Consider the following 11,687-nt stretch of genomic DNA (forward strand, 5'->3'; position numbering starts at 1 on the left):
CCGCGGGCCCGCTGCGGCACAATCGCGCCCGGGCCTCCTGCCCTCTGCCCCGCGCCCATGAGCCTTGTCTTCCCCCATACCTTCGTGCCCTGGTTCCGCCATGTCGCGCCGCACATCCACGCCTACCGGGGCAAGACCTTCGTCGTCGCCATCGCCGGCGAGCTGATCGCCGCCGGCAAGCTCGGCAGCTTCGCGCAGGACCTGGCCATCCTGCAGGCCATGGGCATCAAGCTGGTGCTGGTGCACGGCTTCCGGCCGCAGGTCAACGAACAGCTGCGCGTGAAGGGCCACGAATCGCGCTACAGCCACGGGCTGCGCATCACCGACGCGATCGCGCTCGACTGCGCCCAGGAGGCCGCCGGCCAGCTGCGCTTCGAGATCGAAGCCGCCTTCTCGCAGGGCCTGCCGAACACGCCGATGGCCAATGCCATCGTGCGCGTCGTGTCGGGCAACTTCCTCACCGCGCGGCCAGTCGGCATCGTCGACGGCGTGGACTTCATGCACAGCGGCGTGGTGCGCAAGGTCGACGCCGCGGCGATCCGTCGTGTCATCGACATCGGCTCGATGGTGCTGCTGTCGCCCTTCGGCTTCTCGCCCACCGGCGAGGCCTTCAATCTGACGATGGAAGACGTGGCCACCAGCGCGGCGGTCGCGCTGCAGGCCGACAAGCTGCTCTTCATCACCGAGGTGCCCGGCATCCGCGAGCGCCTGGACGACCCGGAAAGCGGCATCGACACCGAGCTCGCGCTGGCCGATGCCGAGCGGCTGCTCTCGGCCCTGCCCGCGCCCACGCAACCCACCGACACCGCCTTCTACCTGCGCCACTGCGTGAAGGCCTGCCAGGGCGGCGTGGAGCGCTCGCACATCCTGCCCTTCGCGGTGGACGGCGCGCTGCTGCTGGAGGTCTTCACGCACGACGGCATCGGCACCATGGTCGTCGACGAGAAGCTGGAAAGCCTGCGCGAGGCGACGGCGGACGACATCGGCGGCATCCTTCAGCTCATCGAGCCGTTCGAGAGCGACGGCACCCTGGTCAAGCGCAGCCGCACCGAAATCGAGCGCGACATCGGCCACTACACCGTGATCGAGCACGACGGCGTGATCTTCGGCTGCGCCGCGCTGTACGCCTACCCGGAGTCGCGCACGGCCGAACTGGCAGCGCTGACGGTGTCGCCCAACGTGCAGGGCCAGGGCGACGGCGAGCGCATCCTCAAGCGCGTCGAGCAGCGCGCCAAGGCGATGGGTCTGGAGAGCATCTTCGTGCTCACCACCCGCACGATGCACTGGTTCATCAAGCGAGGCTTCGTCCAGGTCGACCCGGACTGGCTGCCCGAGGCGCGCAAGCGCAAGTACAACTGGGACCGGCGCTCGCAGGTCCTCGTCAAGAAACTTTGAAAAGGAGTTCGACCATGGCCCGTACCGTGCAGTGCACCTACCTCAAGAAGGAAGGCGAAGGCCTGGACTTCGCGCCCTACCCCGGCGAACTGGGCAAGCGCATCTACAACGAGGTCAGCAAGGAAGCCTGGGCGCTCTGGATGAAGCACCAGACGATGCTGGTCAACGAGAACCGACTGAACCTCGCCGACCAGCGCGCCCGCCAGTACCTCGCGCGGCAGATGGAGAGCTTCTTCTTCGGGCAAGGCGCCGAGCAGCCGGCCGGCTACGTTCCGCCGGCGCCCTGAGGCTGCTCCGGCTTTGATGCCGGTCAAACAAACACTAGTGAGAACCATTCGCGTTTAGAACTAGAATGCGGGCATCCGACCTCTGGAGCCCGCATGACCTACCACCGCACACTCGTCGCCGCCCTGGCGACTCTCGCCACCGCCCTGCCGCTGGCCGCCTCGGCCCAGGAGAAGGTGCTGAACCTCTACTCGGCCCGCCATTACCAGACGGACGAGGCGCTCTACGCGAACTTCAGCAAGGCCACCGGCGTGCGCATCAACCGCGTCGACGCCGACGATGCCGGCATCCTGGCGCGCCTGAAGAGCGAGGGCACCGCCAGCCCGGCCGACGTGATCCTGCTGGTCGACGCCGCGCGCCTGTGGCGCGCCGAGACCGATGGCCTGTTTCAGCCGGTGAAGTCGGCCCTGCTCGAGTCGCGCATTCCCGCCACGCTGCGCGGCGCGGACACCGGCCAGGGCTCGCAGTGGTTCGGCTTCTCGACCCGCGGCCGGGTGATCGTCTACAACAAGGCCAGCGTGGCCAAGGCCGACGCCGACACCTACGAGGAACTCGGCGACCCGAAGAACAAGGGCAAGGTCTGCACGCGCTCGGGCTCGCACCCGTACAACCTGTCGCTGTTCGGCGCCGTCATGCAGCACCTGGGCGAGCCGGCCACCGAGGCCTGGCTCAAGGGCATGGTCGCCAACATGGCGCGCGCGCCCAAGGGCGGCGATACCGACCAGATCAAGGCCGTGGCCAGCGGCGAATGCCAGATCGCGCTGACCAATACCTATTACCTCGCCCGCATGATGCGGTCTTCCAACCCGGACGACCGGGCCGTGGTCGAAAAGGTCGGCGTGGTTTTCCCCAATCAGTCGAGCTGGGGCACGCATGTGAATATCGCCGGCGCCGGCGTTGCGAAGAATTCCCCGAACCGCGCCGCCGCGCAGCAGTTTCTCGAATACCTCGCCAGCGAGCAGGCTCAGGCCTATTTCGCGGACGGCAACAACGAATGGCCGGTGGTCGCCGGGGCGAAAACCACCAACCCGGCGCTGGATGCGCTGGGGCCTTTCAAGGCCGAGACGATTCCGGTGTCCGTCACGGGCATGAACCAGACCAAGGTGCAGCAAATGCTCGACCGGGTGGGCTACAAGTAATCCACCGGGAATCTCCTGAGGATTCATTTCAGCGGGATTGACGCCCTGTCCCTAGAATGCGGCAGCCGGGCATATTCGACCCGGGGAGTCGCACATGGCCACGCTGCAAGAGCTGCTGACGCAGAAAGAAGTCCTCGAGCGCGAAATCGAGCAAACCAAGAAGCGCGACCGCGCCGAGGCCATCGCCAAGGTGCGGGCGCTGATGGCGGAATACGGCCTGACCTTGTCAGACCTCGGCACCAAGGCGGCACCTGCGGCGCGCCAGGGCGCACGCACCAAGGTACCCGCCAAATACCGTGACGCGTCCACCGGCGACAGCTGGAGCGGCCGCGGGCTGCAGCCCAAGTGGCTCAAAGCAGCGTTGGCTGCGGGCCGCAAGATGGACGACTTCAAGGTCTGACCGGCAGCGCTGCCCGGCCATCGGATCCGGCATGCCCAGCATCCGCCTTCCTCGAGTCACGCCGCTTCCGGCGCGCTGGGACGGGTTGTGGCTCGTCTGGGGCCTGGTGCTGGCCGCGGCGTACTACGCCAGCGGCATGTTCGGGTTGGCCACGCCGCAGATCGGCGCCCATGTCAGCCTGATATGGCCGGCGGCCGGGCTGGCCTTCGCTGCGCTGGTGCGATTGGGGCCGGGCATGTGGCCGGCGGTCGCGCTGGGCGCGCTGCCGGTGGCCTTGTCGACCGGCTTGCCGCTGTGGGCGGCCGTCCTGACCGCGCTGGGCAACGCTGCCGGGCCTGCGCTGGCTGCCGAATCGCTGCGCCGGCACGGCCTGCACACCAACCTCGACCGCCGCCAGGACCTGTGGCGCTTTGGCCTGGGCGCCGGCGCGGCGACGTTGGTCAGCGCGACCAACGGCACCTGCTGGCTGGTTCTCAGCGGCGCCCTGCCCTGGACGCTGGCACCCGCCGCCTGGGCTTCCTGGTGGCTGGGCGATCTGATGGGTGTCATCGTCGTCGGTGTGCCGCTGCTCACCGCATCGCGCGCGACGCTTCGCCGCGCTTTCGGCGATTGGCGCTGGGTGCCGGGCTTGCTGCTGGCCGGTGGATCGGTGGCCGGAGCCTGGTTCTCGTTCCGCGGCCAGCCGGGGGTCGTCTCGCCCCTGCTGTTCCTGCCCTATCTGCTGCTCGGCTGGCTCGCCTTGCGCAGCGGCGTGTTCGCCGCTTCCGCCACCGTGCTGCTGCTGGCGGTGATGTCGGTCGTCGCGACCTTGACCTCCCACGGGCCGTTCGCCGGAGCCGACGCGCCGGCCGCGCTGGCGATGCTTGCCGGCTACATCGCCACGCTGTCGGCGCTGCCGATGCTCGTCACGGCGCTGGTCGGCGAACTTTCCGCCACCGAGGATCGCTGGCAGCTCGCGCTGGCCGCCTCCAACCTCGGCGTCGGCGACTGGGACCTGCGCCGAGGCATGCTCGACTTCTCGCCGCGCTGGCTCGACTTGCTGGACCTCCCGGCGCGCCCGCGCGGCCACCCGGCCGACGTGTTCTGGTCGCGCATCCATCCCGACGAGCTCGCGTCCGTGCAGCAGATGCTCGAATCGCTTCGCAACCCAGGTTCGGAGCAGTTCCGCACCGAGTGCCGCATGAGGCGGGGCGATGGCAGCTGGCACTGGTTCGAACTCAACGCGCTGGTGGCCGACCGCAGCGCGGCCGGCGAGCCGATGCGCGTGGTCTGCACCGCGCGAGATATCAGCAACGAACGCGACGCCTCGGAGCGCCAGCAGGTCGCCGACAGCCTGTTCCGTCAACTGCATGAGGGGCTGCTGGTCACGGATGCGCAGCACCGCGTGATCGAGACCAACCCGACCTTCTGCCGCATCACCGGCTTCAATCGCGAAGAACTGCTCGGGCGGGTGCCCGTCCTGCTGCTGGGCGGCACCTCGGCGGACGGCGAACCCGGGCCGTCCGAAGCCATGCGACAGGGCCTGGCCGACGAAGGCATGTGGCGCGGCGAGGTCGTGCACCAGAGGCCGGACGGCGCGTTCCGCGAGCTCGAGCTCACCGTCTCGGCCGTGCGCGGGCACGACGGCTCGGTGCGCAGCCACGTGGTGGCCGTATCGGACATCACCCAGTCGCGCCAGCAGCAGGAGCGCCTGGAGCGCCAGGCCCATTTCGACGAGCTGACCGGCCTGCCCAACCGCGTCAAGCTGGCCAGCCTGCTGCAGGCAGCGCTCGAGACGAGCCAGCGAGAGGGTTCGCTGCTCACCGTGTGCCACCTCGACATCGATCATTTCAAGGCCATCAACGAGCTGCACGGCCACGACGCCGGCAACGCGCTCCTGGTCAAGCTGTCGGAGCGCATCCAGGCGTCGCTGCGCTCCTGGGCTGGCGGGGACGACGTGGCCGCGCGCGTGGGCGGCGACGAGTTCGCCCTGCTGTTGCGCACCGCCACGCTGCGCGAGAGCCACCACGCTGTCGAGCGGGTCCTGCAACAGATCGCGATGCCCTGCGACGTGGGCCTGGCCGGCGGGCCGCTCGCCGTGACCGCCAGTATCGGCGCCACCGTGTTCCCTTACGACCGCGCCGACGGCGAGGCCCTGCTTCGCCACGCCGACCAGGCGATGTACGGTGCCAAGCAGGCGGGGCGCAACGGCTACCTCTTCTTCGACGCCGAACAGGACCGCCGCACCAAGGACCGTTTCGTGGCCCTGGGCCGCGTGCAGGAGGCGCTGGACGCATCGGAGTTCAGCCTGCACTACCAGCCCAAGGTCGACATGCGGCAAGGCCGCGTGCTCGGCGCCGAAGCGCTGCTGCGCTGGAACCACCCGGAGCACGGACTCGTTCCTCCGGGGCAGTTCCTGCCGCTGGTCGAACACACCGGGCTGGGCATCGCACTGGGCCGCTGGGTGCTCGCGCAAGGTGTCTCGCAGCTGGCGGCCTGGCAGCGCGACGGCCTGGACATCACCGTCAGCATCAACGTCTCGGCACGCCACCTGCAAGAGCCGGCCTTCGCCGACGAGCTGGCCGAGCTGCTCGCCCCGCACGGCCCCGACGTGGCCCGGCACCTGGTGCTGGAGGTGCTGGAGACTGCCGCGCTGGCCGACATCGACTACACCTGCGAGCTGATGCAGCGCTGCCGGGCGCTGGGCGTGCGCTTCGCGCTCGACGACTTCGGCACCGGCTACTCGACATTCACCTACCTGAAGCGCCTGCCGCTGGACATGCTGAAGATCGACCGTTCCTTCGTGAACCAGATGCTCGAGGACCACCAGGACCTGGCCATCGTCGAGGGCGTCATCGCGCTGTCGCGCACCTTCAGCTGCGAAGTGGTCGCCGAGGGTGTGGAGACGCCGGCGCAGGCGCAACGGCTCATCGAGCTGGGTTGCGGCATCGGCCAGGGCAACGGCATCGCCGCCGCGATGCCCTCCGAGCAGCTGCCCGGCTGGGTGCGCGCCTACAAGGGGCAGATGACGGCCGGCGCGTAGGCCAACGCGTAGACTAGGCTGGTGATCCCGAACGGCTTCATCCAGGACCTGCTTTCGCGCGCCGACATCGTCGATGTCGTGGGCCGCCACGTGCAGCTCAAGAAGGCCGGCATCAACCACAAGGGCCTGTGTCCCTTCCATGGCGAGAAGTCGCCCAGCTTCATCGTCAGCCCGACACGCCAGACCTACCACTGCTTCGGCTGCGGCGTGCACGGCAACGCGGTCGGTTTCCTGATGGAGCATGCCGGCCTGAGCTTTCCCGACGCGGTGCGCGAGCTGGCGCAGCAATACGGCATGACGGTGCCAGAAGACGACACCTCGCCCGCCGAGCGCGAACGTGCTGCCGCGCGGAAGCAGCGCCAGGCGACCTTGAGCGACGTGCTCGCCAAGGCGGCCGAGCACTACCGGCGCGAGCTGCGCGGCAGCCCGCGCGCCATCGACTACCTCAAGCGCCGCGGCCTGTCGGGCGAGATCGCCGCACGCTTCGGGCTGGGCTATGCGCCCGAAGGCTGGCGCAGCCTGGCCAGCGCCTTCCCGAAGTACGACGACCCGCTGCTGGAGGAAAGCGGCCTGGTGATCGCCAAGCCGTCCGACGACGGCAACGAGGCCGACACCAAGCGCTACGACCGCTTCCGCGACCGCGTGATGTTCCCGATCCGCTCGGTGCAGGGCGAAGTCATCGGCTTCGGCGGCCGCGTCATCGACCAGGGCGAACCCAAGTACCTGAACTCGCCGGAAACGCCGGTGTTCAGCAAGGGGCGCGAGCTCTACGGCCTGTTCGAAAGCCGCACGGCAATCCGCCAGCGCGGCTTCGTGCTGGTCGTCGAAGGCTACATGGACGTGGTGGCGCTGGCCCAATCGGGCTTCGGCAATGCCGTGGCAACGCTGGGAACGGCCTGCACCGCGGAGCACGTGCAGAAGCTGTTCCGCTTCACCGAGTCGGTGGTGTTCAGCTTCGACGGCGACGCCGCCGGCCGCCGCGCCGCAGGCCGCGCTCTGGAGGCGAGCCTGCCACACGCCACCGACATGCGCACGGTGCGCTTCCTGTTCCTGCCCACCGAACACGACCCGGATTCCTACGTCCGCGAACTCGGCGCCGAGGCCTTCGAGGCCTGCATCGCGCAGGCGGTGCCGCTGTCGCGACAACTCGTCGAGGCCGCGGCTGAAGGTGTCGCCCTGGACAGCGCCGAGGGCCGCGCGCGCATGCTGGCCAACGCACGCCCCTTGTGGGGTGCGCTTCCCGAGGGCGCGCTCAGACGGCAGTTGCTCGGCGACCTGGCCACCCAGGCGAGGCTGCCGCTGTCGGAGCTTGAAACCCTTTGGGGGCTCTCCGCGCAAGGCCCCGCCAACGCCGGCGGCTTCGAGCGGCGGCCGGCCCGACGCGAGTTCCGCCGGCCGGAACGAGTCAGCCGCGCGGCGGCCAACCTGCTCGACCGCGCACTGTGGCTGTTGATACAGCGCGTCGAACTGTGGTCCGCCCTCGACGGCGAGGCACACGATCTTCTGGCGGGCCAGGCACTGCCCTACGGCGCGCTGTTCGCTCATCTCGAACGCGCGCTCCTAGAACATGGCCCGCAAACGCCAGCGGCCGTGCTCGACGACCTTCGTGCTCAGGCCCAGGCGATCGGCGGTGAAGTCGTGTTGTCGCGGATCTCCGAACTGCACGAACCCGAAGCATCGGCGGACCTGGCGGGCCAACTGGCCATCGTGATGGACCGGCTGCGCCTTCAGGCCATCGAGGACGAGCTGAAACAGTTGTTCGAGTCGGGAGATCTTTCCCCGGACGCGCAGCAGCGGGGCAAGGAACTGAGCCTGGACCGCGCCCGGCTGAAGGCATCGCTCACCCAAGTGCAGGTTGGCACCGCCTGAAGAGACGGAAGTTGCTTCGAGTTGTATAATTAAAGGCTTAGTACGCGCGGCAAGAGTGACAGCAGCACCTCCGGGCCCCGGCCACCCTCTGACCCAGGGTCCCCTCCAAGGCCACCTTTCACCCGCAAGAGCTGCACCCTCCAGGATGTTCACGCCAGCTTGCCCGCCCGATGCCGAACTGTCTTCGAGCTGCCCATGGGCCGCAGCGGGACAGTTCCGCTTGCGCATGGGTTCGGCGCCTTCGCTGCCTTCGGGCCAGTGACGGCGTCCAGGCCACCTACCATCCGAGGATCCGCATGACCGCGAAGAAGAGCGCCGCTCCCGCCAAGGCCGCAAAGGCCACCAAGCCCGCCAAGGCCGAAGTCGAAGACAAGAAGAAGGCCGCGGTGGCCAAGACCTCGGCCGTGGCCGAGAAGGCAGCCAAGCCCGGCAAGGCCGCCAAGGCGGAAGTGCCTGCGGCCAAGGGCAAGCCGGGCCGCAAGGGCAAGGACGACAAGGTCAAGAAGGAAGAGCCGGCGGACGAGGACTTTTCCGACCTGGAAGCCGAACTCGAGGCCGAGCCCGAGGTCGAGGCGGCCGACGAAGGCGAGACCAAGGTCAAGGCCAAGCCGCTTCGCATGAAGGTCTCGCGCGCCAAGGAGCGCGCGCTGATGCGCGAGTTCGGCCTGGACGAGACCGCGCTGACCGAGGAAGAAGTCGCCAAGCGCCGCCAGGAGCTGAAGACGCTCATCAAGATGGGCAAGACGCGGGGTTTCCTGACGCACCAGGAAATCAACGACCACCTGCCCGAGAAGCTCGTCGACAACGAGATCCTCGAAGCCATCGTGTCCATGCTCAACGACATGGGCATCGCGGTCTACGAGCAGGCACCCGACGCCGCCACGCTGCTGATCGCCGGCGGCGGCACCACCACCGCGACGGAAGAGGAAGCCGAAGAAGCCGCCGAAGCGGCGCTGTCCACGGTCGATTCCGAGTTCGGCCGCACGACCGACCCGGTGCGCATGTACATGCGCGAGATGGGCACCGTCGAGCTGCTTACGCGTGAAGGCGAGATCGAGATCGCCAAGCGCATCGAAGGCGGCCTGCAGGCGATGATGCTGGCCATCTCGGCTTCGCCGACGACGATCGCCGAACTGCTCAGCTATGCCGACAAGATCGGTGCGGGCGAGATGCAGATTTCCGAGGTGGTCGACGGCTTCGTCTCGGAAGACGAGGCCGACGACTACGTGGCCGAGGAAGACGTCGACTTCTTCGACGAGGATGACGATGACGACGGCCAGGGCGGCAGCAAGGCGCTGACCAAGAAGCTCGAGGAGCTGAAAACCGCCGCGATGGTCAAGTTCGACTCGCTGCGCATCAACTTCGAGAAGATGCGCCGTGCGTTCGAGAAGGAAGGCTACCAGTCGGGGCCCTACAGCAAGGCCCAGCAGGCCATCAGCACCGAGCTGATGACGATCCGCTTCACCGTCAAGACGATCGAGAAGCTGTGCGGCATCCTGCGTTCGCAGGTCGACGACGTGCGCCGCTACGAGCGCGAGCTGCGCAAGATCCTGGTCGACAAGTGCGGCATGCCGCAGGAATACTTCATCAAACACTTCCCGCCCAACTCGCTGAACCTGAAGTGGGCCGAGAAGGAAGCCGCCTCGGGCAAGGCGTACAGCGTGGTGCTGCAGCGCAACCTGCCGCCGGTACAGGAACTGCAGAAGAAGCTCACTGACGTGCAGGCACGCGCGGTGGTGCCGCTGGAAGACCTCAAGCTCATCAACAAGCGCATGAACGAGGGCGAGAAAGCCTCGCGCGATGCGAAGAAGGAGATGATCGAGGCCAACCTGCGCCTGGTGATCTCGATCGCCAAGAAGTACACCAACCGCGGCCTGCAGTTCCTCGACCTGATCCAGGAAGGCAACATCGGCCTGATGAAGGCGGTCGACAAGTTCGAATACCGCCGCGGCTACAAGTTCTCGACCTACGCGACCTGGTGGATCCGCCAGGCCATCACGCGCTCGATCGCCGACCAGGCGCGCACCATCCGCATCCCGGTGCACATGATCGAGACGATCAACAAGATGAACCGCCTGTCGCGCCAGCACTTGCAGGAATTCGGCTTCGAGCCGGATGCCCCGACGCTGGCCGAGAAGATGGAGATCCCCGAGGACAAGATCCGCAAGATCATGAAGATCGCCAAGGAGCCGATCTCCATGGAGACGCCGATCGGCGACGACGACGACTCGCACCTGGGCGATTTCATCGAGGACACCAACAACACCGCGCCGATCGAGGCCGCCATGCAGGCCGGCCTGCGCGACGTGGTCAAGGACATCCTCGACTCGCTGACCCCGCGCGAGGCCAAGGTGCTGCGCATGCGCTTCGGCATCGAGATGTCGACGGACCACACGCTCGAAGAGGTGGGCAAGCAGTTCGACGTGACGCGCGAGCGCATCCGACAGATCGAGGCCAAGGCGATCCGCAAGCTCAAGCACCCGAGCCGCTCGGACAAGCTGCGCACCTACCTCGACAACCTGTAATCCGACCGACGGTGGCGCGCCACGGACGAAGGGCCCTCCAAGGGGCCCTTTTCCGTTCCGGAACCGGGCGTCCAGCGGATAAACTTTCGAGCATGCAGAGCCCGTCTCTCCGATGACCCAGATCGTCCAGCGCACCATCCTGTTTGCCGACCTGCGCGGCAGTACCTCGCTGTACGAGACCATGGGCAATGCCGAGGCCACCGCCGTGGTGACGCAGAGCGTGTCCCTGCTCGCGCGCATCGTCGAGACCCTCGGCGGCCAGGTGGTGAAGACGCTCGGCGACGGCCTGATGGCGATGTTCGAGGCGCCCACTGAAGGGGTGCAGGCCGCCGACGAGATGCACGAGTCGATGGAGCGCATCGGCGGCCCGGGCAGTGCGCTGCCGCAGCCGCTGAAGGTGCAGGTGGCGCTGGCCTGCGGCGAAGTCGTGGAGATGTCGGGCGACGTCTTCGGTGACGCCGTCAACGTGGCCGCGCGGCTGCTCGACCATGCTGGCGACAACGAAACCCTGGTCACCGCCAACGTGCTGGCCGGCCTGGCGCCCATCGAGCGGCTGCGCTTTCGCAGCCTCGACCGCATGCAGCTGCGCGGGCGCGTGGAGCCGGTGCACGTGCACCTGCTGGAGGCCCAGCGCAACGCTGGCGACACCGCGGCCACCGCCTTCGGCGACCTCGCCCCGGCCCCCGAACCCGAAGGCATCCGGCTCGTCTGGACCACCCTGAACCGCATCTACAGCGGGGCCAGCCTGCCGGTGGTGCTCGGGCGCAGCCCGCAGGTCACCTACTGCATCGACGACACGCGGGTGTCGCGCTCGCATGCCCGCATCGACTGGCACGGCGGCACCTTCCAGCTCACCGACCTCAGCTACAACGGCACCTACGTGCGCTTCGACCACGACCCGGAAGTGATCAGCCTGCGCCGCGGCACCTGCACACTGCACGGCAGCGGCCTGATCGGCCTGGGCACGCCACCCATCGAGGCCGATGGCCCCAGCGTGAGATTCGAGGTCATGAAGTTCGCGGATACGCAGCCGCACGACCTGTTGCGCTGAC

The 11,687-nt window shown here is 68.0% G+C and carries 8 protein-coding genes; all 8 read left to right on the forward strand.

Going from position 1 to position 11,687, the window contains the following annotated elements; genetic code table 11:
- Positions 1-57 precede the first annotated feature (57 nt).
- Positions 58-1,395 carry an amino-acid N-acetyltransferase gene (argA, locus tag HZ992_RS10205; protein WP_209386533.1) on the forward strand — a complete coding sequence of 446 codons (1,338 nt, stop codon included), beginning with the start codon at positions 58-60 and terminating at the stop codon, positions 1,393-1,395.
- A 14-nt stretch (positions 1,396-1,409) separates the two neighbouring features.
- Entirely contained in the window at positions 1,410-1,682 is a 273-nt protein-coding gene (locus tag HZ992_RS10210) for an oxidative damage protection protein (RefSeq protein ID WP_209386534.1), read from the forward strand.
- 93 nt (positions 1,683-1,775) lie between these two features.
- Positions 1,776-2,819, forward strand: a complete 1,044-nt coding sequence (locus tag HZ992_RS10215; RefSeq protein WP_209386535.1) for an extracellular solute-binding protein — start codon at positions 1,776-1,778, stop codon at positions 2,817-2,819.
- Between the two features lie 94 nt (positions 2,820-2,913).
- Positions 2,914-3,219, forward strand: a complete 306-nt coding sequence (locus HZ992_RS10220; protein WP_209386536.1) for an H-NS histone family protein — start codon at positions 2,914-2,916, stop codon at positions 3,217-3,219.
- A gap of 31 nt (positions 3,220-3,250) precedes the next feature.
- Complete coding sequence (locus tag HZ992_RS10225) at positions 3,251-6,241, forward strand: bifunctional diguanylate cyclase/phosphodiesterase (protein WP_209386537.1); 2,991 nt, start codon at positions 3,251-3,253, stop codon at positions 6,239-6,241.
- Positions 6,242-6,259: 18 nt separating this feature from the next.
- A complete protein-coding gene (gene dnaG / locus HZ992_RS10230; RefSeq protein WP_209387122.1) occupies positions 6,260-8,110 on the forward strand; it encodes a DNA primase in 1,851 nt (616 codons plus the stop codon).
- A 296-nt stretch (positions 8,111-8,406) separates the two neighbouring features.
- On the forward strand, positions 8,407-10,635 hold the full coding sequence (gene rpoD, locus HZ992_RS10235; RefSeq protein ID WP_209386538.1) for an RNA polymerase sigma factor RpoD: 2,229 nt from the start codon (positions 8,407-8,409) through the stop codon (positions 10,633-10,635).
- Positions 10,636-10,747: 112 nt separating this feature from the next.
- The gene (locus HZ992_RS10240) at positions 10,748-11,686 is read left to right on the forward strand and encodes an adenylate/guanylate cyclase domain-containing protein (protein ID WP_209386539.1); all 939 of its coding nucleotides are present in this window, start codon (positions 10,748-10,750) and stop codon (positions 11,684-11,686) included.
- Position 11,687: the final 1 nt, after the last annotated feature.

Source organism: Rhizobacter sp. AJA081-3, assembly GCF_017795745.1.
Taxonomy (GTDB): domain Bacteria; phylum Pseudomonadota; class Gammaproteobacteria; order Burkholderiales; family Burkholderiaceae_C; genus Piscinibacter.

Bases quoted from the DNA above. Each gene is read 5' to 3' on its own strand.
- argA (WP_209386533.1), top strand. From the start codon at position 58: ATGAGCCTTGTCTTCCCCCATACCTTCGTGCCCTGGTTCCGCCATGTC.
- HZ992_RS10210 (WP_209386534.1), top strand. From the start codon at position 1,410: ATGGCCCGTACCGTGCAGTGCACCTACCTCAAGAAGGAAGGCGAAGGC.
- HZ992_RS10215 (WP_209386535.1), top strand. From the start codon at position 1,776: ATGACCTACCACCGCACACTCGTCGCCGCCCTGGCGACTCTCGCCACC.
- HZ992_RS10220 (WP_209386536.1), top strand. From the start codon at position 2,914: ATGGCCACGCTGCAAGAGCTGCTGACGCAGAAAGAAGTCCTCGAGCGC.
- HZ992_RS10225 (WP_209386537.1), top strand. From the start codon at position 3,251: ATGCCCAGCATCCGCCTTCCTCGAGTCACGCCGCTTCCGGCGCGCTGG.
- rpoD (WP_209386538.1), top strand. From the start codon at position 8,407: ATGACCGCGAAGAAGAGCGCCGCTCCCGCCAAGGCCGCAAAGGCCACC.
- HZ992_RS10240 (WP_209386539.1), top strand. From the start codon at position 10,748: ATGACCCAGATCGTCCAGCGCACCATCCTGTTTGCCGACCTGCGCGGC.